The 24,807-nt window shown below is 33.8% G+C and carries 18 protein-coding genes; 4 read left to right on the top strand and 14 right to left on the bottom strand.

Going from position 1 to position 24,807, the window contains the following annotated elements:
- Positions 1-53: 53 nt before the first annotated feature.
- The gene (locus tag BMY56_RS09555) at positions 54-1,220 is read right to left on the bottom strand and encodes a glycosyltransferase (RefSeq protein ID WP_091623138.1); all 1,167 of its coding nucleotides are present in this window, start codon (positions 1,218-1,220) and stop codon (positions 54-56) included.
- A gap of 394 nt (positions 1,221-1,614) precedes the next feature.
- Here BMY56_RS09555 and BMY56_RS09550 point away from each other — a divergent pair, with 394 nt between their 5' ends.
- The 3 genes from BMY56_RS09550 to BMY56_RS09540 are packed head-to-tail and all read left to right on the top strand — an operon-like array spanning position 1,615 to position 7,472.
- The gene (locus tag BMY56_RS09550; RefSeq protein ID WP_091623134.1) at positions 1,615-4,704 is read left to right on the top strand and encodes a hypothetical protein; all 3,090 of its coding nucleotides are present in this window, start codon (positions 1,615-1,617) and stop codon (positions 4,702-4,704) included.
- Between the two features lies 1 nt (position 4,705).
- Positions 4,706-5,953, top strand: coding sequence for a hypothetical protein (locus BMY56_RS09545; RefSeq protein WP_091623132.1), 1,248 nt, complete (start codon positions 4,706-4,708; stop codon positions 5,951-5,953).
- A gap of 13 nt (positions 5,954-5,966) precedes the next feature.
- Complete coding sequence (locus tag BMY56_RS09540) at positions 5,967-7,472, top strand: cellulase family glycosylhydrolase (protein WP_245737193.1); 1,506 nt, start codon at positions 5,967-5,969, stop codon at positions 7,470-7,472.
- 152 nt (positions 7,473-7,624) lie between these two features.
- Here BMY56_RS09540 and BMY56_RS09535 read toward each other — a convergent pair whose 3' ends face one another.
- From BMY56_RS09535 to BMY56_RS09515, 5 genes are all read right to left on the bottom strand, one after another.
- Positions 7,625-8,854: a glycosyltransferase gene (locus tag BMY56_RS09535; RefSeq protein ID WP_091623127.1), complete on the bottom strand. Its 1,230-nt coding sequence runs from the start codon at positions 8,852-8,854 to the stop codon at positions 7,625-7,627.
- 34 nt (positions 8,855-8,888) lie between these two features.
- Positions 8,889-10,172, bottom strand: a complete 1,284-nt coding sequence (locus tag BMY56_RS09530; RefSeq protein ID WP_091623121.1) for an MATE family efflux transporter — start codon at positions 10,170-10,172, stop codon at positions 8,889-8,891.
- A gap of 37 nt (positions 10,173-10,209) precedes the next feature.
- Positions 10,210-11,349, bottom strand: a complete 1,140-nt coding sequence (locus BMY56_RS09525; RefSeq protein ID WP_091623118.1) for a response regulator — start codon at positions 11,347-11,349, stop codon at positions 10,210-10,212.
- A gap of 228 nt (positions 11,350-11,577) precedes the next feature.
- Positions 11,578-12,807, bottom strand: coding sequence for a glycosyltransferase (locus BMY56_RS09520; RefSeq protein WP_091623115.1), 1,230 nt, complete (start codon positions 12,805-12,807; stop codon positions 11,578-11,580).
- 261 nt (positions 12,808-13,068) lie between these two features.
- A complete protein-coding gene (locus BMY56_RS09515; protein ID WP_091623112.1) occupies positions 13,069-14,316 on the bottom strand; it encodes an oligosaccharide flippase family protein in 1,248 nt (415 codons plus the stop codon).
- 221 nt (positions 14,317-14,537) lie between these two features.
- Between BMY56_RS09515 and BMY56_RS09510 the strand changes: the two genes are divergently transcribed.
- The gene (locus BMY56_RS09510) at positions 14,538-16,598 is read left to right on the top strand and encodes a tetratricopeptide repeat protein (protein ID WP_091623110.1); all 2,061 of its coding nucleotides are present in this window, start codon (positions 14,538-14,540) and stop codon (positions 16,596-16,598) included.
- A 207-nt stretch (positions 16,599-16,805) separates the two neighbouring features.
- Here BMY56_RS09510 and BMY56_RS09505 read toward each other — a convergent pair whose 3' ends face one another.
- The 8 genes from BMY56_RS09505 to BMY56_RS09470 all read right to left on the bottom strand — a co-directional run bounded on the left by BMY56_RS09505 (position 16,806) and on the right by BMY56_RS09470 (position 24,800).
- Positions 16,806-17,516 (bottom strand): LytR/AlgR family response regulator transcription factor, encoded by a 711-nt coding sequence (locus BMY56_RS09505; RefSeq protein ID WP_091623108.1) that lies wholly within the window; start codon positions 17,514-17,516, stop codon positions 16,806-16,808.
- Positions 17,517-17,837 carry a histidine kinase gene (locus BMY56_RS09500; protein WP_091623106.1) on the bottom strand — a complete coding sequence of 107 codons (321 nt, stop codon included), beginning with the start codon at positions 17,835-17,837 and terminating at the stop codon, positions 17,517-17,519. It lies immediately after the preceding gene.
- A complete protein-coding gene (locus tag BMY56_RS09495) occupies positions 17,837-18,898 on the bottom strand; it encodes a sensor histidine kinase (protein WP_091623103.1) in 1,062 nt (353 codons plus the stop codon). Before BMY56_RS09495 ends, BMY56_RS09500 begins: the two co-directional genes overlap by 1 nt.
- On the bottom strand, positions 18,898-20,031 hold the full coding sequence (locus tag BMY56_RS09490; protein WP_091623101.1) for an FIST signal transduction protein: 1,134 nt from the start codon (positions 20,029-20,031) through the stop codon (positions 18,898-18,900). Before BMY56_RS09490 ends, BMY56_RS09495 begins: the two co-directional genes overlap by 1 nt.
- A gap of 10 nt (positions 20,032-20,041) precedes the next feature.
- Positions 20,042-22,405: a PAS domain S-box protein gene (locus tag BMY56_RS09485; RefSeq protein ID WP_091623097.1), complete on the bottom strand. Its 2,364-nt coding sequence runs from the start codon at positions 22,403-22,405 to the stop codon at positions 20,042-20,044.
- On the bottom strand, positions 22,398-22,940 hold the full coding sequence (locus BMY56_RS09480; RefSeq protein WP_091623096.1) for a heme NO-binding domain-containing protein: 543 nt from the start codon (positions 22,938-22,940) through the stop codon (positions 22,398-22,400). The genes BMY56_RS09485 and BMY56_RS09480 overlap by 8 nt, the downstream gene beginning before the upstream one ends.
- Before the next feature lie 80 nt (positions 22,941-23,020).
- A complete protein-coding gene (locus BMY56_RS09475; RefSeq protein WP_091623094.1) occupies positions 23,021-23,422 on the bottom strand; it encodes a response regulator in 402 nt (133 codons plus the stop codon).
- Between the two features lie 127 nt (positions 23,423-23,549).
- A complete protein-coding gene (locus BMY56_RS09470) occupies positions 23,550-24,800 on the bottom strand; it encodes an NAD(P)/FAD-dependent oxidoreductase (protein ID WP_091623092.1) in 1,251 nt (416 codons plus the stop codon).
- Between the last annotated feature and the right edge of the window lie 7 nt (positions 24,801-24,807).

The following is a 24,807-nucleotide window of genomic DNA, read 5'->3' as shown; positions in this document are numbered from 1 at the left end:
CCTCAGCACTTTTAAAATACTTATTGAAAGTTGAACCTAATCTCTAAGTACTATTATCTATAAAAGACAGCTATTTGGGCAAGTTGACCCATAATTTTTATTGAATCTTTCATGGACAGTTTAGAACCATCTGCGTGTATCCATCTTTTTAGGGGTTGCTCACAAATCATGCTTTTCACTTCTGTTTTACCAAAATATTTTTTCATTCGCATAAAGAGTTCCACATCGAACAACCATTTGGTAACGAATTTTTTATTAAACATTTTAGAGGCAATTTCACGATCCATCACTTTAGCTCCGCACTGTGTATCTTTAAAAGGCATACCTAAAATAGTCTGGATAATAAGATTTATGGTCAAGCTAATAATCTTACGAGCAGACTCTTTAGTAATATCTGCACCCATTCGTGTAATTCTAGAACCACTTACAATTTTAAAGTCTAAGCTTTCAATCGTTTTTACCAAATCATCAAAATTTCTAAAGTCAGTAGATAAATCTGCATCTAAAAAGCCAATGTAATCGAGTTGTTGATCTTTTACCAAGTGTAAAATACCTTGTCGAACCGCTTCTGCCTTACCGCCATTTTGTTTACAATTATAAATACTGATATTTTGTCGATTCTCTTCTTTTAATTTTTCAAGAACCGCTAATGTATTATCTGTACTGCCATCATTTACAAAACAAAGATGATAGCCCAAATTCTTATGTGCAAATTCTTTGAACTGATCACTTAAAAGTCGCTCCTCTTCATTATAGCATGGTATTACTACCCCAACACAATTTTTCTGGAGCATTCGCGTGTCCGATAGTTTTCTTTTCGTTTCTCCCTTAGTTTCAGGTGCTCCGATAATTCTTTTTATTCTAGCAGCCATTTCATCTAAGCTTACCGGTTTTTTCATGTAATCATCAACCCCTAAATCAAAATTTCTCATTATAAGGGCCTCATCCGTATTACCTGACATTACCAGGATAGGAGTATCATTATTCATAAATACCCGAATATATTTTACGACTTCTGTTCCTGTACATAAAACCAATTCAGTTCCCGACATTTCTGGCATATTCATATCTAATAATACTAAGTCGGGTTTAAATGAATTGAATAATTTAATTCCCGTTTCAATTGAGGTGGCAGTTCTCACTTCATAACCTAATTCTGTTAATCGCTTTTCAACAGAAAGTAAAATGAGTTGTTGGTCATCGATAGCTAAAATTTTCATTTGTTAGATTTTAGTGAGTCAATGGTTATTTATAGTTTACGCTAACAAATTTACTTTTCCAGTTCTATGATTTTGAGTGTATAAAGGTGGCTAACACTATTCTGTAGATGAATGGTTTTTAAAGTTCGATAGCTGATTGTGAAGTGAATGAACAATAAACCTATCTTTGCATTGTTATATTTTCTTACAGAAAATAATAACTATAACAGACGAATATCTTATTAGAAATATTTTTTTAAAAAGATTTGACAACTAAATATTAAACGGATTTCAAAATTACAAAGTAATTAATTGTAGGTATTCTATTATTAAATTATTAGCTGTTCGCTTTTTATTGTAATCTTCATCTCATATATTTAATACCTGTAGGTAGAACTTGATTCTAAAATAAACTTTGGAAAAAAAAACCAATACCCTCTTAATATTAGCTTTAATTGTAGGGCTAGCTTTTCATGGTTCTGCTATTTTCTTCACTTTAGAATCTACATATGATGCATTAATTCATTTATTTTTTGCAGATCATTACGCTAACAGTTGGTTTGATCCTTGGGAATACCGATGGTATACCGGCTTTACGGTACAATCTTACCCACCGTTGGTACATCAACTCATAGCTATACTTTCTTATATAGGTGGTCTAAAATTCGGAATGTATACCGTTGCATTGATTGCTATTGTATTATTTATAACAGGAGCGTATAGGTATACACTGTTAATGACCGGCAGTAGAAGAATAGCTGGCTACGGTGCTGTTATGGCAGTTTTCTCATCAACGTTCGTAGAAACTTTACACATTTTTGGGCAGTTACCAAGTATTATGGCATTATCCATTCTTCTGCATTCCATGACAGAAATTTACTTATGGATAAAAACTGGTAAAACCCGGTACTTTATTACCTCTGTAACTATGTTAGCTGTAACGGTAACTTCTCATCACGTTACGCCTATTTTCGGTATGGTTTTTTTTATAGCGCCATTAATTGGAATGGCAGTTATAGATGCTGCCAGAGAAAAAGTAAACTCCTACAAAGAACTTACTTTCAAAGTATTCTGGAGCACTACTTTGCAGCATTTTTGGCGAATTGCAAAATTTGGAGGTAGCGCTATTTTTTTAATCGTTTTCTGTATTTTTCCTTACTGGTACAACTCCAAAAGAAACCCGATTACCCAAGTTGCTATTCCTCATGGATCACGTGATAATTTCTTGGAAATAACGTCATCTGGTCTGGTATTTTTTATAATTCCATGGGGTGTATTTCTTTTTATCTTACCCTATTTCTTTTATAGATATTTTAGTAAAAGATATATATTCTTCGGATTATCTTTTGCTTTACTTACCATTTTAGGAACGGGTGGCACTACCCCTATTCCACTAATGATGTTGGGTGAAACAGCATTTAATATTCTTACTTTAGATAGGTTCACCTTATGGGCAACAATTATGGCCCTCCCTATTTTTGCTGAATTCGCCTATAGAATGGTAGAAGGAGATTTAAAGACTTTAATACAAGAAAAATTTGGTGGGGTTTACCATAGAATCTTAGGTGGATTAATTGCTGGTGGAATGTTATTTATGGTGGTTTTCACGATGACGCTGGGTTATTTTAGGCCATCGCAACCAGCAAAAATTAATATGCTACCCATTGTAAACTTTTTAGGAGCAGATTCGCATGATGCTTGGCGCTATTTAGCGTTGGGTTTTGGCGACCAAATGGCCTGGCTTTCTGCACAAACCGATGCCATGACGGTCGATGGTAATTACCACTCTGCCCGTAGATTACCGGAATTGACAACAAGGGCTATTGAGCGTATAGAAAACTCAAAATTTAGGGGTGTAGAAGGTATAGGTTCATTACAACAGTTTTTAACCGTACCCGAAAAATATAATTTAAAATACATTTTCTCCAATGATAAATTCTACGACCCCATACTTTATTATTGCGGTTGGCAACGATTACAACAATTAGAAAATGGTATTATGGTTTGGGAGAAACTAAATGTGGCCCCCATACCACAAATAAAACCCAAACAAGATGTACCTACCATAATGAAAATCATGTGGGGTATAATACCTTTATTAACTGTATTAATAGCCATTTTTGTAAATATTCAAATGATTTGGGTAAGGTTATTAAAGTCTAGAAAAGTAAAGGAGCATTCTTTTATGAAACTAGAATTACCCTATAATAAATTTCCATCTAAGCTGTTAACCTTTTCTCATTGGTGGGCATTAGTCATGCTTATTTGTTTCGGGTATGGTATGTATATATTCTATGTAAAAAACGTTACTCAATTATCGCCTAATAATGTAGTGGAGTCCTATTACGATGCTTTGGATTTTAAAGAATTCTCCAGAGCCCACTCATATATTGACCCAGAAGAAAATATTGATATCGCCCAATATATGCTAGAGGTATCGGTAACCGATGGCATATTAAGTTCATACGCTAAATTAGATTCTCTAGGTATTGAGGTTTATGATAAAACCGAAAATAGCGCAAAAGCCAAGGTAGCCACAAGATGGATTACACCCTTAGAAAATGTATTCAACAATGACTTTCATGAACTGGTAAAGAGAAAGAACAAGTGGTATATAAAATCTTCAAAAGTAGATAATGATATACCACCAGACCAACTCTTCACAGCGAATAGTACCACTTATTACAATCACGGTAGAAGAAAGATTACAACCCAAGAAACATATCATGAAGATGTTTTAAAACAACCCGTATTAGAAATTCTATCGGCCAAACTGGTTAAATACAATGGGCAATATAGCATCATAGGAGAGTTGCAAAATGTCGATAATACACCCGCTGATATTGTGATCAAGGCAACTTTGTATAATGACAATAACAAAGAACTAGCAAATTACAATGCTAAACATCAAATTAAGCATAAGCTAATGCCTAAGGAGACCACTACGTTTAAAATAAATTTTGAAGGTATTGCATGGTCTTCTACCAAAGACACCATACCGCCAACCTTTGACCCTGACCAATTTTCGCCTATAAGTTTTGAAGAGCAACCTACTAAATTTAATTTACAATCTGCAGGAAATACGGCAAATACAGACTTATATAAGCATGTAGCTTTGCAAGACTTAGAATATACAGAGCAAGGGTTTAACGGTGTTTTATTTAATTCGGGCGTACAGGAAGTGACGATTCCTCAATTGATAATTTCTTATTATGATACAGATAGCCAACTACTTTGGGTAGATCATAAATTTGTTACCGAAGGTGTTCGAATACAACGAAAACAATTTTTCAATTATAAACCTCTAGAACTCGATAGTATAGAAATTATTAGCAGCAGCTTAGAAAATTGTTTTGTAAACGGTTTGCCTAACAAAGCTATTGCCGATAAAATATTTCCGAATAGAAAACTTGCACATGGCAAACAGCAAACCCAACCTTTTAAGGGTAAGGGCTATGAGTATATAAAATTTGAAATAAACAGTTATATAGGTAATCCTAAATAGTATGCGCATTAAAATTTTATTCGTTTTGAGTCTTATACTACTTGGTTGTTCTAATAAAAAAGAAGAACAACCAAAGGAATTCAGCTACCCTATAATAGAACTGGTATCCCAACCAAATTCTAGTATAGCAGGAAATCCTATTACCCTGTCATTCAAAACAGATGGTACTATAAAAGACCTGAAACTACAGGTGAAGAATGCCTATGGAAATGTGATATTGGAAACGGAGAAAGCATCTAATGAATTAATAACATTTAATATTCCCAAAAATTTCACCAGAATTGCCGGTCCCTGCCGATGGAAGCTACTATTAAATGGTCATACATTACGTAATGGCAAATTTGATATTACAACAAATACCCTCAAGGCCACTTACGTTGAGTCGTATTTTGGACCCCGAAGTGTCACCGCAGGGTATAATGATTATTCAATGCTTACGATATCTCCGACTGATGCCTATGACAATCCTTTAGATAATGGCACTGAAGTCACTGTTAAATATCAATTTTTAGAGAATATCAATGAACTAAAAATCACTACAGAGAGTTTTTTCGCTTTTTACAATGTGAGGTCAACCTTGCAATCTGGTAGAATATTAGTCTCATCAGAATGTAATGGCACTAACTCTAAAGAACTTGCAACTATTATTTACCCTTCCAACGCGACTAATTTTGACATAACCGCCTCTAGCGCTCATAATTTTGCAGACGGGAATCAAATCATAACTTTTAAATCGGATATCATTAAAGATGAATTTGGCAATATGGTAACCAATGGTACCCTGGTAACATTCGTAATCAAAAACGAGAACGATTCTTATTTATATACTATTGGCACTACGGTAAATGGTATTGCAGAAGCGAAAACCTTACACCCAGATAAAGCAACCAATTGGAAAATTCAGGCATTTGTTACCGGTGCAGCCGAAAGTAACACTACGGAATTCACTTTTAATGCTGCAATTAAAGACTACCCTGTTCATTTTTCTAAAGGAAATAGGAATATAGATATTGGGCCGTTCGAGAGTTTTATGAAGCAGCTTATTCCCGATGGTCTTTTTTTACAATTAGATATTTATGATACCGACGGAATATTCATCACATCTAAAAAAACAACCACTAAAAATGGTGCATGTAATATATTTTTAGGCGAACACTTTCTTCCTGAAGGAAATTATCAACTAAAATTGATCGCAGCAGGAATTACAAAAGAATTTACAAAGAACATTCATGGCGATACAATTAAATAAAACATTATACAGAATGGTACTAATAGTCACATTTTTGGCTATTAACGGACTGGTTATATATGGAATTGGAGCTGCATGGTCCTTTATGAATACCGGTGCGGACAAAACCTCTATGCTGCATTTAGAGCTACCCATGGAAGATGTGTACAAGCCAAATGTAGAATGGATAAACTTGGAAAACCCAGGAAGACCAATGGAGGAGCAAGCGTTGGGAGAAATCACCAACGATTATATGAATGCATGGCACGTTCGCAATATCGCATATAAGAAAAATGACCGTTACGGTATAGAAGATTTTTATACCGATAGCGCCAGAGTACGATTGTATGATAACATTGATTTAAACAAAAAGAACAATCACTGGTATAAACGAACAACGCTAAACCACAATTCTTCTTTAGACTTTTATACGGCAGATGGTACAATGGTCGTCTTCAAAGATTATAATGTTGAAGAGTACCAAGAAATTTATGAAGGCGAAACGTTATTATCTAAAGAAAAGGATACCACCAGTTACCAAGTAATGATGCTGTTAGAAGATGGATTTTGGCGTATTAGACACTTAAAGGAAATACCGACACCACTAGATACCACAAAAAGAGCGCAAAGAAAAATACGAGGTAAACTTAAAAAAGTAGAAAACATAAAAGGAATCAACTACTACCCTAAAGATTCCCCTTGGGATACCTTCGGGGAAAAATTTAACGATACTATCATTCATCAAGATTTTAAAATCATTAAAAATATGGGCTTAAATACCATCCGTGTATTTATTCAGTATGATGATTTTGGAAAAAACAGGGTTGATTATAAAAAACTACAAGTCTTAAAAACCCTCTTAGATAGTGCTGAGGAAAATGAGTTAGATGTATTAATTACTTTATTCGATTTTTACGGGGATTATGATATCTCTAATTGGACACTTACCCACAGGCATGCCGAGACTATTATCAATGCGGTAAAAGACCATCCTGCCCTTTTAGGTTGGGATATTAAAAATGAACCCGATCTAGATTTTGAATCCCGTGGTCGCCTACGTGTGCTTGGCTGGTTAGAACAAATGATCGATAACATAAAAAAATGGGATAAAAATCACCCAGTCACCATTGGTTGGTCTACTCCAGAAGCAGGTACAGAACTAGCCGATAAAGTAGATTTTGTATCCTATCATTATTACAGGGATATAGAGGACTTTAAAAGTACATACGACACCCTAAACGCTAAAGTACCCAACAAACCTAAAGTACTGCAAGAGTATGGCATGTCTTCGTATAAAGGAGTATGGAACTTGTATACGGGCGCAGATGAAGAAGGACAAAAAGTATACTATCAAGAAATGCAACGGTTATTAAAGAATAACAACATACCTTACATGTTCTGGACGTTATATGACTTTAAAAATATACCTAGTTCCGTGGCAGGAAATTTACCTTGGAAAACCAAAAAGCAACATTTCTTTGGTTGCCTAGATTCCTTAGGAAATAAAAAACCCGCGTACTTTGAGTTGGTAATTGAATAAACGCCTAAGTCTGTTGACAGTATCTTTTGTTGATTATGGTTTTCTAACTTTCTACTGCGCCACAAACATTCATGCCTAAATTGTACTAGACCTTCAAGAAATAAAAAAAGGCTGGTTAAAAACCAGCCCATAAATATTAACCATATCGATTCTTAATGAACCAATTTCTTCTCTATTGTTGAAATATCAATATTGAACCCCGTCTCTTTCGATTTCTGAATAGCTTTAAAGTAATCTATATACATTTGAGTTATTGCAGACATTGGCAATGAACATGCCGCCTTATAATTTTGCTTCCCAAGTTGTATTCTATACGCATCGTTTATTAGAATTTTCTCAATTGCCGTTGCAAGAGATGACGTATCATGGGCATCAAAAAACTCACCTTTATAACCTTCTTCCTCAACTAAAGTGCTCAAGTCACCAAGGTCTGGCAAAACTACTGCGTTACCATAACTACCTGCTTGATGTAAAACTCCTGAACTACCCGTTGTAGATGTATATGGAAAAACGGTCACCGCACTTTCTCCAAAAAGTTTCGGCACATCTTCCTCGGCAACATAACCTGTAAAACGAATTTGTGGCACATGGCTATATTTCTCCTTCATTTCGTCTAAATAACCCGGTGTGTTTGGGCTATCTGTACCTGCAATAACAATTTCTATATCTTCATTTAATCTAGACCTTATTTCCTCTACCGCCTCTATCAGTATTTCTACTTTTTTATACGTACCAAACTTACCAAAAGCCATAACCTGCTTTGGGCCTGCTGGTAATTTATAATCTGGCTCTGGTGGAGTTTCAAAAGCACCATGAGGAATTAATGCTACATTTTTAACCTTATATTTTTCTTCTAAAATAGAAACGTATTTACTTATGGTAACCGCAAGTATATCAGATGCCAAAACAAAACGTGTAAGCGTAGTACCAATGAAATTATAAATACGCTGCAACACTTTATTATTTGTAAAGCCTGCATTTTCTAAATCGACTTTTTCAAGAATATTATGGAGTAATGAAATCGTTGGTATTCCCTTCACCTTACAGATAAAAGGAAGCATTAAGCCTAAGGCTGCTGGTACTTTCTTATCTCCGAATTTTAAAAACTGAAGGTTAAATAAAACGGCATCTGGCCTAGTTTTAGAAATAGTTTTACTAATATTGAAAATGTTGGTGTAACTATTAAAACTCCAGCATTCTTTAACGGTAATCTTACAGCCGTTTTCCTCAAAATTTAAATCTTTTGGCGCTTCGGTGCGATCGGTAATCAATATCAATTCTGTTACTTCTTCTTTAAGTCTAAAATGTTTCACCAAATAGTAACCGTATTCTGTTAAGGTTACTTTACTCGGTGGGTATGCAGTGACAATTGCTAATTTCATTTTGGTTAAATTTTATTAAAATATTATATAATGGTTAATGCGTGTTACTGCCAACCAAATCTTTTTTTTTATCACCCATATTAGATGATGAATTTTTTATGATGAAAAACAATAGCTGTGCAACCAATAGTATAACCATTGCAATTATTTGCATATGCACTACGGTTTCAAGATTGTCATGGTATAGCATTATGAGTGCCACTTGTGAAAACCCTAATAAGCCAGATAGTATTACAGGTGAATATTGGTTTAACGACAGAAAGTAATAAGCGAAAATATTAGAGACTGCAAATAATGATGTTGCCAAAGCATATTTCCAAAGTAGGTGTGCTATTGATAAATAAGCATCACCAAACATTAAGGTGATTATCAAGTTTGGGTGTAAAAAGCAAACAAATACTATGAAGGTTGATAAGCCACCAATAAAGAATACATATTTAAAAAGTACAGGTGCAGTTGGTTCTCCATCTTTTTGCTTCTGAATTACCGTTGGCATTAATAACATAACAAACATCCAAGCAACAAAATAAACAACCCTCCCAATCAACGCTAATGATGAGTATAGACCAGCATCTTTATCATTAAAATAATGCTTGACCAGTAGAATGTCACTATTATTTATGATAATCTGCGTGAGCTCATAACCCGCAGTAAGCCCAATAAAAATCCAGACTTGTCTTAAATCTACCGCAGCTAGTTTACTTTTAGAAAAAACTTGAACTCCTTTAAAATCCGAAGGAAAAAGTCCGAAGACAAATGATAGCGCTATACCTGCTGCAATTAAAATTCCCGGTTCAAAAGGCACCAATAATAACAAAGCAAAAGTAAGTAGTAGCCTACTCCACATCTCTGTCTGATAAGTAGCCGCTAATTTTCCAAAGTCATGTCTTCCTTGAAACCTTCCTCTATTTACACTCATCACAAAATACAAGGGTATGGCCACAGCGAAAATCATGAACATGTACTTATTCTGTGTATTAAATAACTCTTGCAGGTTCTTTGAAAAAGTAAGCACAAGAATTCCTGTAAACACACCAAAAACCAATGCATACCGATACATGGTATTCTTAAAGGCAACCCACGTTTCATCTGAAAATAACACTGCAAATTTGGTGGTGGCGAGCTGAAATGTCATCCCTACGAAAGACAAAACCAATAATAATGTTACCAACAATGCCGCATCGGCAAACGCTTCAGGCCCTAATAATCTACCTAAGAGTAAATTATATAAATAATTACCGCCATTGACCAGCAAGGCGCTACCCATAAACAAATGCTTAGGGGATACTTTCTTTAAAGTTATTTTTATTGCTGACATGAATTAGTTCTTATCTAGTTGATTTTAAGTTCAGTAATTACCTGTAGACAAACGCGATTTTTGCCAACTGACCAACAATTTTTACTGAATCTTTCATAGATAATTTAGACCCATCGGCATGGATCCAACGTTTAAGAGGTTGCTCACAAATAAATTTTTTAGCTTCGGTTTTACCATAATGTTTTCGCATTCTGATAAACATTTCAACATCGAACAACCATTTGGTAATAAATGGTTTATCGAAAAGCAATGGTACAACAGAACGGTCCATAACTTTTGCGCCACATTGCGTATCATTGAATGGCATTCTTAAGATGGTTCTGATGATAAGATTAATGGTCATACTAATAATCTTGCGTGCAGATTCTTTAGTAATATTAGCCCCCATTCTACTCATTCTAGATCCACTAACTATTTTAAAATTAGATTGGTCCAATGTTTCCACCAAATCATCAAAATCTCTAAAATCTGTAGATAAATCGGCGTCTAAAAAGCCTATATAGTCTAATTGCTCATCTTTAGCCAAATGCAACATACCTTGGCGTACTGCTTCTGCCTTACCACCATTTTGTTCGCAATTATAAATACTGATGTTGCTTTCGCTACCTTTTTTCAATTTCTCTAAAACCTCTAATGTTTTATCGGTACTACCATCATTAACAAAACAAAGGTGATACCCAAGATTCTTATGCGCGAAGTCTTTAAACTCAGTACTTAAAAGACGTTCTTCTTCATTATAACAAGGTATTACAACGCCTACACAATTTTTTTGTAACATTCTAGCATTATTAGAAACTTGCGAATCGTCACTAATAACTGGAGCACCTACAAGTCGTTTTATACGTGCGGCCATTTCATCTAAACTTACAGGCTTTTTCATGTAATCATCAATGCCTAAAGTAAAGCCGTCCATGATGATGTTTTCTTGAGTATTACCAGACATTACTAAGACTGGAACACCTTTTTTTGCACCAGATTTAATATGTTTTACCACCTCTAGACCAGACATGTCTGGCATATTAATATCAACAAGCACTAAATCAGGTTCAAAAGAATCGAACAGTTCTATTCCCATTTGACCAGTATTAGCGGTCTTAACACTGTAACCTAATTCAGAAAGGCGTCTTTCAACCGATAAAAGAATAAGTTGTTGATCATCAATAGTTAGTATTTTCATGATAATATTTAAGTAAGATTTAACTTACATATAACGTATTATTCAAATAATATTGTAAGAAAATCGTAAAATAGTTTCAAAATAGATGCACCACTTTCAACGAAAACCCTATGATTTGTTACCACTTGTACTTTTATATATATACTATAATCAACATGCAATGTTTAAAAATTAAAAGGGAGCAGCTAACCAAACTACTCCCTCTCTCACTTAACCTAACCAAATAGTTTATAACATCAATTCTTTTTCAACAAGAGGTACATCTAAATTGAATCCTTTAGACTTGGCCAATTGTAAAATTTTAAAATATTCTATATACATTTTTGTAATATCTGAAATAGGTAATGAACAGGCTGCATGATAATTGGCTTTCGCTAAATACATCCTGTATGAATCGTGCAGCAAAATATTTTCAATAGCAATTGCTAACGACTCTACACTTTCAGGTTCAAAAAATTCACCTTTATATCCTTCTTCTTTAACCAATATACTTAGGTCTCCTAAATCTGGTAAAGCAACCGCCTTACCATAACTACCCGCTTGGTGCAAAACACCGGAACTACCGGTTGTGGATGTATAAGGAAAAACGACTATAGCACTTTCAGCAAAAATTACAGGAACATCTTCTTCGGCAACATAGCCCGTAAAACGAAGTTGTTCTACATGGGCATATTTCTTTTTCATTGCCTCTAAATAACCAGGGGTATTAGGACTATCTGTTCCTGCAATTACAATTTCTATGTTTTCATTGGTACGCTGTCTAATCAATTCAACAGCTTCAATCATAATCTCGACTTTTTTATACGTACCGAATTTTCCAAAAGCAATTACTTGTTTAGGACCTGTCTTTAAAATATAATCTGGCTCAGGCGGAGTTTCAAATGCGCCATGTGGTATTAGTGCCACATTTCTAGAATTATATTTATTCTCTAAAATAGTCTTGTATTTACTTATGGTCACAGCAACAATATCAGAGGCCAAAACAAATTTTGTTAAGGTACTTCCTATTATATTATATGCTTTCTTCAAAAATATGTTAGAGGTAAATCCTGCATTCTCTAAATCGACCTGTTCTAAAATATTATGTAATAATGAAATGGTAGGTATACCTTTTAATTTGCACATATATGGTAAAAGAAGCCCAAGAGCAGCTGGTATTTTCTTATCTCCGAATTTCAAAAATTGAAGATTAAAAAGAATCGCATCGGGCTTAGTCTCAGTTATAACATTGTTTATTTTAACGAAATTTGAATAATCGTTAAAATTCCAACATTCCTTAACGGTAATCTTACATCCTTCTTCATTGAAAGCAAGATCCTTCTGACCTTCAGTTATATCAGTAATTAAAATTATTTCGGTTACATCTTGTTGTAATCTAAAATGCTTTACTAAATGATATCCATACTCTGTTAAAGTTACTTTACTTGGCGGGTAGGCTGTTACAATGGCTAATCTCATAAGGCTAAGTTTTACTATCTATTTGGTTATTTCTAGTACAAATATCTGATTATGGGCAAGCATCTTGAGGCTATACCTGTTGGATGAAGGTTTGTCGTAGACGAATGGAAGAAATGGACAGATAAACCATAATTCTTATGTTTAAAATTCCATTGGTTAAAAACTTATATCTGCACTTAGTATTGAAATGGAAGTACCCTAAAATAACTAGGCCCGAAGATGGGGGATTTCCTTGGACCAGACTTACCAAATACTTGGGTATTAGGTTGTCTTATTTAAAATACTATCGTGTGCGAAATAAAGAAGTTGTGCAACAAGTAATGCTACCATTGCCACAATTTGTACTTGAACTACAATATATAAGGTACTATGGAAAAAAGTTATCATAACAATTTGAGAAATCCCTAGCAATCCGGAAAGTATTACCGGAAAGTATTGGTCCAAAGACAAAAAGTAATAAGCAAAAATATTAGAGATAGCGAACAATGACGTTGCCATGACATATTGCCACAAAAGAGGCGCCATAGAGATATACGCTTCACCAAACATTAATTGAATAATCAGCTCAGGAAAAACAGCACAACTGAATACGATTGCGATTGCCAATAAACCAATGTAACTAACATATTTAATTAACACAGGTGCTGTTGCTTCGCCATCTTTCTGTTTTTGTACAACCGCAGGTAATAGCAGAATAACAAACATCCAAGCAACGAAATAAACTATGCGACCAATCATTGCCAAAGAAGAATAGAGACCTGCCTCTACTGTATCAAAATAGTGTTTTACTAAAAGTATATCACTATTATTTATTACTATTTGAGTGAATTCGTAGCAAGCTGTCAATATTAAGAAGTTTACTACTTTTTTCTTATTTACTTTCGATAACGAAATGGTTTTTGTGAAATTATTAAGATTAATGTTGGTAGGAATCAACCCGAAGATAAGAGAAAGGGCTATACCCAATGATACAACAAGAGCAGGTTCTTTTGGCACCAACCAAAGAAGACCTAACGTTAATAATAGTCTACTCCACATTTCTGTTTGATAGGTAATGGAAAGACTTTGATAATCATGTCTACCTTGATACTTACCTCGATTTACAGACATAAAAAAATACAATGGTACGGTTACAGCAAATGTTTTGAACATTAAAGCAGATTGTGTATGAAATATTTGCTGAAGACTATCGGCAAATGCAAATAGTAAAATAACGATTACAGTACCAAAAGTAAGCGCATACTTATATAAAAGTTGTTTTAGGGCCACCCAATCGGTATCAGTAAATAAGATGGCGAATTTTGCAGTGCCAAGTTGAAAAGTCATACCTAAAAAGGATAGAACTAACAGCAATGTAATAAGCAAAGCGGCCTCGCTATATGCTGCCGGACCAAGCAACCTACCTAAGACCAAATTATAAAGATAATTACCTCCATTAACCAGAATTATGCTGCTCATAAAGAGTTTTTCTGGCGAAACCTTGTTTAGTACTACTTTAATTGCTGTCATGGTTTTTTTTTATATCTAAACTTCTACCAATTTATACGTCAAATATCCTTAAGCCTACCCTTGTAATTTCGCTACTTTAGGCCGATGACGAGTTGCTGTAGACGAATGACAATTATCTTACTTCCGTAACCATAGATCCAGTTTTATCTTTACAATATTGATAATGACGAATAAATTGCAATAATTACCGTTAGGTATTTGTAGTATTAATCTTACTTTAAATGATTCGTAGAGTACTTTTTATTTTTTTGATTACATCTTCGCTATTGAGAGCACAATCTGACATGACAAAAGGGTTTGGTATGTTAGAAAAGGGAAACTTTCAAGAAGCCGAACTTTTTTTTGGTGAATACCTTAAAACCGACCCTGATAATAAAACTGCCAAACTATGTTATGGGCGAGCTGTTGGGCTTAGTGGTGAACCAGAAAAAGCAACAAATTTATTCTCTGAACTTTTAAAAGAATACCCGGGTGATTTTGAAATAGAAATTAATTATAACGAATCGTATCTATGGGCAAAAGAATACGAAAAAGCTAAACCTTTATATGCTGACTTGGTAGAGAGAAACCCTAAGCAGTTTGCAGCAGTTTTAGGGTATGCAAATACCCTTAGTAACCTAAAAGAGTATAAATCTGCTTTAAGTTGGGTTGAAAAATCTATACAACTTCAACCAGATAATAGCAGTGCTAAAACCTCCAGAAAATTTATGCGATTGGGCTATGCCAATGAATATGTAAATAACCAGGAATATGGTCAAGGTGAGCAATTGTTAAAAGAAATCTTTAATGATTTTCCAAATGACAAAGATGTTCTAATCAACTTGGCAAATCTTTATCTAATTACGAAACAAGTTGATAAGGCTAAGAGTATGTATATAAGGTATGCCACAACACCTAAAGATTCAATTACCTCATTAAATGGAATTGTGTTAGCAGAGCATATAGATGAAAATGACAAAGAAGCACTTACTATTGCACAAACAGCCATTATAAAAGTGCTCAAACTAAATGATATCAAGCTTACCGAACAAACCTATGATCGTTATATACAGGCACTGATTTGGAATAGAAAATTTATTACAGCAAAAAAACAAATTGATAGTCTTGAGAAACATTACCCAAATAGAAATTGGATTCATGCTTTAAAAGCAACACGTGGCCTATACACTGGTGACCCAAAATCTAGTATAGAAAGTTATGATAAGATTTTAGTGAATGACAGCGCTTCTTTCGACGGTAATTTAGGTAAGGCAAACGCATTATTTGCGGCAGACTTAATCATACCCGCCTATAACATGGCCAACCAAACTCTTAAATTTTATAAGAATCAAAAAGATGCTAAAGGTTTTATTGAAAAACTTAACTTAATGCACACCCCTACTATTGAAGAACATGCTGCCTATACTTTCGATAATGGTAATAACGTAGCATTTTTCACTAATACTACAATCGATGTTCCATTTACCACCAAGTTTAGAACTACGGTATCTTACTTTTTTAGAACGACTGAAAATAGTGTTACTGATAATAAAGCAACCTCTCGTGTGTTATTGGCTGGTTTACAATACAAGTTATTTCCTAAAACAGTTTTAAAAACAATCATAGGTTTAAACAATTCTCGATTTTTAGATGAAGCATATACACAACCTGTTTTAGATATTAAATTAGATTTACAACCCTTTAAACTACAAAACTTAACACTTGGATATCAGCGAGAAGTACAAAGTTTTAATGCCGAATTAATAGAGCGTGAAATTATACAAAACCATTACGGACTTAATTACAACTTAGGCACCAATGTAAATTTTGGTTGGTACACCCAACTAATGCACACCCAACAAAGTGATAATAACGTTCGAAATCTATTATTCACTTCTTTATATTATAATGTTCTACGTAAACCGGCACTAAAAATGGGTGTTAACTACCAGTATATTACTTTTAAAGATCAAGTACCCACCATATACTTTAGTCCCGAAAAATATAAGGCCGTTGAATTATTTGCAGATATACGTGGTAAAATCTCAGAAAAAACAACTTATATGACTAGTGCAGCCACCGGTATTCAACAAGTAGAAGACGACCCTAAAACAACTATTTTTAGGGCAGAAACTTCTGTACAACATCAATTTTCTAAACGTTTGAGCATGAGCGTTTATGGCAAGTATAGTAATATTGCTTCTGCTACTGCTGCTGGTTTTGAGTTTACAGAAATTGGATTAAAAGCTAAATGGCTATTTTTGAAGAAACCTTTATTTTTTAATAAACTAAATCTCGATTGATTTTTATAAAACTACACTTTGTAAAAACCCTCCTCTTCAACATATTTTGAAAATCTGTCTTAAGACTAAAGAAATATATTTTAACTAGATTTCAAAATCATAATTCAAATTTCCAATAAATTGAATAGCAATATGTTGATTGAAAAAAATACGAATCAATACATTAATTTCTATATACAAGATACTACTGAAGTGTTTAAAACTATTTTATAAAAGATTTAGTCGCCTCATTAATTCTGGTCTATTAGAGCGACTAATAGGCACCACATTTTTAGCAATTAACACACTATTATCTTCGATATCAATAATCTTTGTAAAATTGATAATGTAAGATCGGTGTATCTGCAAAAATAATTTTTCAGGTAGTTTTTCCTTTATTCTTTTCAATGTGGTATGTACCCTATATTCTTCCTTTTCAGTTTTAACATCTATATAATCTCCTTTAGCTTCAATAACTGAAATTTCATTTAATTTAAGCTTTACGAGTCTTCTATCAATATTAATATATAAATCATCACCTTCAACCGAATCCTGTTTGGATTCAATTATGGATTTTGGTTGTTTGGTTGTTAAGCCCCATATTTTCTTTATACTTTTTTCAAATCTATCTAGTGTAATGGGTTTTACCAAATAATCAACGATACATTCATACTCATAAGCAGCTATTGCAAAATTGGTATCTGAAGTAGTTAAAACAATATTCGGAGGCTCTTTCAATGTCTGTACAAAATCAACACCACTAAAGCCTGGCATATGAATATCTAAAAATATGACATCGATATTCTGTTGGTTTAAAAATTTGATTGCTGAAATGGCATTATCAAATTCTTCAATTACATCGAGTTCTGGAATTTTTGAACACAACTGCCTCACAATTGCTCTTGCCGTAGCTTCATCATCGATTATAATACAGTTCATTTAAATTGTTTTTATATATTTTTCAATGGTTTCTAAAACCTCATTAAATTTAGATTCACTACCATTTTTTCCATCTAATAATTCCATCTCATACGTAACTGCTAGTTTGTATGAATTCTCCATTCCTAAAATATTGAATTTATGTTTAAGCTTATGAACAATCTCTGCGGTAGCTTTTATTCTCTTATTAGATACATGGCCATGATATTCTTCCTTTTCTAAAGGAAACTCATCTTTGATAATCGTGATAAATTGATTTCTAAATTCAATATCTTCACCTGCAAGCTCATCGACATAATTAAGGTTAGGTTGTTCTATCATTAATTCTTTTTTAAGGTAATAAAAAAAGTGGTTCCTTCATTTTCCTTTGATTCTAACCTAACATCACCTTCATAAAGAACTACAATTTTCTTTACAATTGCAAGGCCGATACCAGTAGCATTGTTAGTAGTTTCTAGCTTTTTGAACATTTGAAAAATTCCTTCTTGATGCTTCTCCGGTATACCCCTACCATTATCGGTAATACTAAATTTCCAAAAAATCTCATCTGGTTCATAGCCAATTTTGATGACGCCTTTTTCTACATTTTCGGTAGCAGTAACGGCATTAGTAAACAAGTTCATGAACAATTGCTCTAGCCTTGCTCTTTCAAACCACATTTGCGGTAAATTATCAGCAAATTCAAATGTTATATTCTCGGGCACATAGATAGTTTGCACGATTTCCTTTAAAACATCATCAACATCGAAAGAAACTCTATGCTCCTCAGTTTCACCCATTGTAGCATGGTTTAAAATGCCGGTAATCAATTTATCCATCTTGGTAAGATTCTGAGATACCAATGAGCAGTTTTCCCTACTGGCATCAGAAAATTTTTCCTTTTCATCATCCATGATCCAACTCATCAAAGCATTGATGTTTCGTATCGGAGATTTTAAATCATGAGAAACCATTTGAGCATAGTTATTCAACGATTGGTTCTGATTCTCAAGGCTTATAAGAAGTTTATCCTTTTCTGCGGTCATCTCAGAAACCTTTGTTGCTAAATTACTAATGTAGGTAGCCAGATGCTCGGCATTAAATGCGTCTTTAATATTCTGCCCAAATAGTTCTTCTTCATTTAAATTTTCTGTTAAACTTCGAATGGCATTTTCTAAGGATACTAAAATATTCTTCTGTTGTAGGGCTTCTTTCTGTAATTTTCTATTTGCATCATATAGCTCGTCTGAGCTTATCATTGATGCTCTTTGTAACATAGATAACTTTTCATCATGATTTTCATATGACTTATCTATCGCCTCTAAAAAACCTACCATGCCTCGATGTTTTTCAAGGTCTGAAGGAAGGTGTTTTCTAAGTTGTCTTTTTAATAAGGAATGCATTATTCGCTAAATAAAGTTAAGGTCATTGTTTGGTTGTGCAATTTACATTCCTGTTGACCGCTAAATGGTGCCATTTCGCCATAGGAATAAAAACCACTTATAAAAGTATCATCACCAATTACAGATTTTACTTCCTCAATTTCTTCTTCGGTTCTTTGGTCCATAACCAATTTACGACCTATACAACTTATAAGAAGTGCCAGCTCAGGATTTTTTTCTCGCCCTTTCATTGCTAACTCTGCTGCATGAAAGGCACCATTTGCAATATCGTCTACCGATGACATCATTAATTGAACCCTTGACCCTTTTGGCACATCACCAGCTAAAATCATCGTATTTTTATCGTTATCTATATTTAAAATAGTGCGAACCAAAGGTTCTGAATCTTCTTCTAGTCGAACACTTAATGGAAATAATAACGCAGATTTTGGCAATTCGTTGGCCTTTTCCCCTAAATACTTTTTATACAGGTCTAAGGCAGGTTTATCATCAAGTTCAAACAAAATATTGCCTTCAGATTTTGTGATGATTCTTTCAGGACCAAAAGGCGTCCAGCCTCCGTAATTAGAACTTGTAATTTCTAAGGTTTCACCATAAAAGCCTATAGCGATTATCTCACCTTCCTTTGGGTTTTCATTATATGAGGCCAAGGTTCTTTCAAAACGATCGTCGTCGCCACAAAGACCGCCAGATAGACTTATACTTGCATCCTTAACCTTCTCCAGACCACTAATTAATGCACTACCATTAACCGAGGTACCTTCTGAAATAATAAATAGGTGTTTTAAATTCTCTTTAGGAAATTCAGCCATTAGGCTCTCACCTAACTTATAATCATTATTCTTATAATCATTAGTATTTCTTCGCTTTATCAGCACTGAACTATTTTTAAACTCAATAGCGGTTAAAACAACAGTACCATCTAAAACCCTATCGTCTATGATTTCACCAGAAGTAGTACCAAACACTATATGTGCATTAGGAAATAAATCTTTCACCTCATCATATATATCTTCACTTTCTAACATATAACGATTTCCAAAAACCAAAACTAAAGGTTCTTTTAATGGTATTCTTTTCTCATTAAATACAAAAGGTTCATTCAGTTTTTTAATTGCTTGAACTATTTTCATTGGTTATTTTTCAAATTTCGTTTTTCTTAATGGTAAAATGGAATTGAGTTCCTTCTCCAACAATACTATCTACCCAAACGGTACCACTATAACGATCAACAATTTTTTTAACTATTGAAAGTCCAATACCTGTTGACCTTTCATTATTGCCTATTGATTGAAATATGTCGAAAATCTTTTTATGATACTCTTCAGGTATACCAACGCCATTATCACTAATCGTAAATTGCCATTGATCATCCAAATCTTCAAATAGCACTTCTACTAGCCCTTTTTCTCTTTCTATGTGAACAACGGCATTACCTATTATATTTTGAAAAACTTGGTGCATCTTTATACGATCGGCAACAATTGTAGGTAGTGTTTTAGGCACTACTAGCTTAACATGTTCAGGAATGTAAATTGTTTCTCCAATATCAGAGATAACAGTATTTAAATCTACTTTAGAATCATCCAATTCAGAACTGTTTGCCGTAGAGTATTCTAAGATACCATGGATCAATTTATCCATCGAGGCTACTTTCTCTTGCATAAGCTCTAAATTCTGCTTTCCACCTTCATTTAAAACATCTCTATAATCTTCATATAACCACGTAGCCAATGCACTGATACTTCTTAGAGGTGATTTAAGATCATGAGATACTATATGCGCATATTCTTGCAGACCTTGATTACTATTTTCTAATTCTGAAACTAGTTTTTCTTTCTGTAATTCTAATTCCTTTTGATCAGTGATATCTAAATGAATACCTATAGATCCAATTACCGCACCAGTATCATTATATCTCGGAGCACCACTAACGAGCCAATGCTTTATATTCCTTTGTTTGTTGAATACCTCTACTTCATAAGAATCAGATTCTCCTTTCAATCTTCTGATATTTTTTTCTAAGAAAAATTCATTCTTTTTAAAAATAATAATTTTAGATAATACCTGTCCCAACAACTCATCCTCATCAAAACCGCTCATTTGACAAAAGCTATGGTTAACCATTTGTATAATATCTTGATTGTCTACTTCGACTATACCAAGATTCATATTCGCTATGATACTGCTATATTTTTCTCGTTGTGCCTCTAAATTTTTTCTGTAATTCTTACTTATGGTTACATCATGATATGCCCATAAATGACCCTTATAATCTCCATCATTATTAATAGGTATATAGTCTCTTTCTAAGATTCTACCATCGATCATTTCAAGTTCATCTGATAATACAGTTTCTCTTTTTGTTAGAATTTCTTCTATTCTAGTTACGAACTTCTCAGAATTTTTAAAGAACTTTTTATTATGCTCTTCAGATTCAACACAATCATTACCAATAAGCTGATTTGGAGTTTGCTCAATATTAAAAAGGTTGCAGAACATTTGATTCGTCAAGGCTATTTTACCGTCCTCATCTTCTAAAAGCACACCTGTTTGTAAGTTAGATATCAATACCGCCAATCTATTTTCAGAGGCCTTAAGCTTTCTATCAGCATCAAGTTCTTTTGAAATATCTTCAATCATAGCAACCTGATAATCTGTCTTTACCTCATTATCTAAGATTGCAGTCATTCTGGTTTTAGCCATAAAATTAGAGCCATCTTTTTTTATGAACTTTAATACTGTAGTAAACTTATCTAATTTACCAGCATGCATGAGATTAATTTGGTCATGTTCACAAAAATCATTGTCTGGCTCAGAAATAGCTTTTAAAGAAATATTTTTAAGTTCATCCTCTCTATAGCCAAGCATGTCAACAAAGGTGTTATTGGCTTTGATAATTATACCATCTTTAGCCAAAATAATACCTAAAGGAGAATTCTCTACTATAATATCTAATTGTTTTTTTTGTTCAGAAACCAGCTTTTTTACTTCGTGTTCACTTGTAATATCTCTAATAATACCCTGTGCTGCAATAGGTTTATGATTTTTATCGTAAATAAGACTTGCGTTTATTTGAACAAATTTTTTAATACCATCGTTTAAGATGAGTTTTGCACGGTAATTTGAAAGTGTACCAACTTCCATCATAGAACGCATCGATTCGTTCGTATATGATAAATAATCGGGATGAATAAATTGTGAAAGGTTTACAACTTTAGTAGTGTGATCGAATCCCAAAAATTCTTTGGCCGATCTATTCATATTGATAACATTAAATTGAAGGTCCATAACTACATATGGGTCAATAATGTTAATAAATACCCCATCTAATTCAGAAGATTTCTCACTTAGTAAATTCTCAAGCTTACTGTTTGCCTCCCTTAAATGATGGGAAACATCGTAAAGCTCTTTAGATTTTGCTTCTAAAATTCTTTCTGCTTGTTGACGTGCTTTTTTTTGCCTTTCTAATGCCTTTTTCAGGAGAACAACTTCCTTATTATCCATTCTGTACGATATCAAATTTTACTTCCGTACCGTCCTCTTTTAAAAGCTCGTAGGTTATTTGGGCTTTACCATTAAAGTGTTCAAATGCTTTTTCAATTAAACCTTCTGCTAATCTATATAGCCCTCTAGTTGAGGTATAGATCATTGATATGGACGTGTCTGTCTTTTCAAGAATCTTAAAAGTTGGTAACTCTGCCTCTGGATATAACTTTTTAACGTGTACGTGTATGTGGTCTTCTATAGAATATAACAAAGCAATTGGTGATCTATAACTTTGTATAACTTCTGGATGGGCTTTCTTTAAACTAGAAAATAAATAAAGCCCAAAAGCATAGATTAAATCTCCTGCCGGTAAATTCACCTCTTCACTTAATTGTGTGATTAAGGCAACCATTTCATTAAATTCATAGGTTGCTACCGAGGTGTATATACCCTCTGATGGTAAGTTTGATTTTTCAATAATATTGTCAACGGTTTCTAGACCAAATTCGGACTCAACCATTTCCAAAAACTCAGTAAATACAATTCCCTTCATTTGAAACTTTTAAATTACATCTCAAACGTAGGAAAATTATTACGCAATTAAATAAAAATGTTGTGAAATGAGCTTTTTTGTTAGCCTTTCACCAGTTGATTAACACTCCAGTACTCTAAAACAGCGTTTAACTTGTACTCGTAATCTTCATATTTTAATGGCTTAATCACATAACCAGCAATACCCGCTTGGTAGCATTTAAGTAAATCGGCTCTATTTTCTGATGTAGTTAAAATTATCGTTGGCAAATACTGCAACAATTCATCTTTCTTTAAAATAGATAGAAATTCTATACCATTCATTCTAGGCATATTTAAATCTAATAGAATAATATCTGGTAATTTCTCTCCAGACCTAAGGTAGCTCAATGCTTCTTCACCATTTTTTGCTTCAATGATTGAATGCTTTAAATTCAGTTTAGAAACAGTACGTTTCAACTTCATTACCTCGATTAAATCATCTTCTATTAATAAAATATCCATTGCATATATATATTTTGATACTATAAATGTCAAAGTTAAGGAACCATTAAAATGTCTACTGTAGATGAATGAACAGTTGCTGTCGGTGAATGGTAATTTAGTAACGGTGAATTTTTAAACGATTTCCTTAAAATGTTCTTTCTGGACTAAAAGCAGTTAAATTCATGGAAGTCTTTTTATCATTTATTAACTCAGAAACCAACTTTCCAGTTGCAGGCCCAAGGCTCCACCCCATCATGGCATGACCCGTAGAAATGGTTAAGTTTTTAATACTTGCAGATTTACCTATATAGGGTAAGCCGTCGGGAGAAACTGGTCGTAGTCCTGTTTTGGCACTATCTATCTCAGCGGAATTAATTTTTAAATCGGGATAAAATGAATGTGCACCATTGGCAATTGCCAACACACGTTCCTTTCTAACTATATTATTATTCCCAGAAAATTCCATAGTACCTGCGAAACGTGTAAAACCATTCATGGGTGTCACCGCCATTTTGGCTTCCATCAGTATAGCGGGCATTGATATACCCGTATTACGCGCTACATTAATACGATAACCTTTTCCACCTTGTAAGGATAGTTTTAAATTCAACTTTTTAGAAAGCTCCCCACTCCAAGACCCGGCAGCCAAAACTATTTCATCTGGATGATACGTATTCTTATCGGTAATTACTTCCTTTATTACGCCCTTTTCAGTTTTTATATCAATAACTTCTTCATTGATGTTAATATTAACTCCAACACTTTTAAGATACTTCAACATCTTGGGCATAATTTCGGTTGGGGTAGTATGGCCGTCACATTCATAATGAATGGCTCCTTCTGCATCGATATTCACATTAGGTTCTATCTTTTTTAATTCCGTTTTATTCAAATCGGAAACTTCCAGACCTAAGAAACTAGCCCTATCGGCAACCTCCTTCTCATGCAAATAGCTTGCTTCGGTTTTATATAGCATCAATAAACCTTTACGTTCAAGTTGAAACTCACCTAAATCACCCGAATTTCTAATGTCTGTAAATAATTCTCGACTGATCAGATTGATTTCTTTAATTACCGGAATCGCTTTTTCAACTTTAGCTTTTGTAGAAGACTTATGAAAATACCATGACCATTTCAAGAATTCGGCATCTAGTCGCGGTTTCATGTAAAACGGACTTGCAGAATTGAACATCATTTTTATACCTTTTGCAATCATACCAGGTGATGCCAACGGTATAATATGGCTAGGTGTTATATAGCCTGCATTCACAAATGAAGCTCCAGAAGTAATATCTCCCTTATCGATAACTGTTATCTTATGGCCTTCTTTACTCAAGTAATACGCAGAACACAACCCTACGATACCACCACCAATTATAACTATATTTTTTGCCATACTAAAT

Origin of the sequence: Maribacter orientalis (genome assembly GCF_900109345.1) — a bacterium.
Taxonomy (GTDB): domain Bacteria; phylum Bacteroidota; class Bacteroidia; order Flavobacteriales; family Flavobacteriaceae; genus Maribacter; species Maribacter orientalis.
Note: the sequence above shows the minus strand (reverse complement) of the source record. Positions and strands in the feature narration are given on the sequence as shown.

What these genes read in the sequence shown, in the direction of transcription:
- BMY56_RS09555 (WP_091623138.1), bottom strand. Translation starts at nt 1,220, where the DNA reads ATGAAAATTTTAGCTATCGATGACCAACAACTCATTTTACTTTCTGTT.
- BMY56_RS09480 (WP_091623096.1), bottom strand. Translation starts at nt 22,940, where the DNA reads ATGAAGGGAATTGTATTTACTGAGTTTTTGGAAATGGTTGAGTCCGAA.
- BMY56_RS09510 (WP_091623110.1), top strand. Translation starts at nt 14,538, where the DNA reads ATGATTCGTAGAGTACTTTTTATTTTTTTGATTACATCTTCGCTATTG.
- BMY56_RS09470 (WP_091623092.1), bottom strand. Translation starts at nt 24,800, where the DNA reads ATGGCAAAAAATATAGTTATAATTGGTGGTGGTATCGTAGGGTTGTGT.
- BMY56_RS09490 (WP_091623101.1), bottom strand. Translation starts at nt 20,031, where the DNA reads ATGAAAATAGTTCAAGCAATTAAAAAACTGAATGAACCTTTTGTATTT.
- BMY56_RS09520 (WP_091623115.1), bottom strand. Translation starts at nt 12,807, where the DNA reads ATGAGATTAGCCATTGTAACAGCCTACCCGCCAAGTAAAGTAACTTTA.
- BMY56_RS09540 (WP_245737193.1), top strand. Translation starts at nt 5,967, where the DNA reads ATGGTACTAATAGTCACATTTTTGGCTATTAACGGACTGGTTATATAT.
- BMY56_RS09530 (WP_091623121.1), bottom strand. Translation starts at nt 10,172, where the DNA reads ATGTCAGCAATAAAAATAACTTTAAAGAAAGTATCCCCTAAGCATTTG.
- BMY56_RS09515 (WP_091623112.1), bottom strand. Translation starts at nt 14,316, where the DNA reads ATGACAGCAATTAAAGTAGTACTAAACAAGGTTTCGCCAGAAAAACTC.
- BMY56_RS09535 (WP_091623127.1), bottom strand. Translation starts at nt 8,854, where the DNA reads ATGAAATTAGCAATTGTCACTGCATACCCACCGAGTAAAGTAACCTTA.
- BMY56_RS09505 (WP_091623108.1), bottom strand. Translation starts at nt 17,516, where the DNA reads ATGAACTGTATTATAATCGATGATGAAGCTACGGCAAGAGCAATTGTG.
- BMY56_RS09475 (WP_091623094.1), bottom strand. Translation starts at nt 23,422, where the DNA reads ATGGATATTTTATTAATAGAAGATGATTTAATCGAGGTAATGAAGTTG.
- BMY56_RS09525 (WP_091623118.1), bottom strand. Translation starts at nt 11,349, where the DNA reads ATGAAAATACTAACTATTGATGATCAACAACTTATTCTTTTATCGGTT.
- BMY56_RS09500 (WP_091623106.1), bottom strand. Translation starts at nt 17,837, where the DNA reads ATGATAGAACAACCTAACCTTAATTATGTCGATGAGCTTGCAGGTGAA.
- BMY56_RS09485 (WP_091623097.1), bottom strand. Translation starts at nt 22,405, where the DNA reads ATGGATAATAAGGAAGTTGTTCTCCTGAAAAAGGCATTAGAAAGGCAA.
- BMY56_RS09495 (WP_091623103.1), bottom strand. Translation starts at nt 18,898, where the DNA reads ATGCATTCCTTATTAAAAAGACAACTTAGAAAACACCTTCCTTCAGAC.
- BMY56_RS09545 (WP_091623132.1), top strand. Translation starts at nt 4,706, where the DNA reads ATGCGCATTAAAATTTTATTCGTTTTGAGTCTTATACTACTTGGTTGT.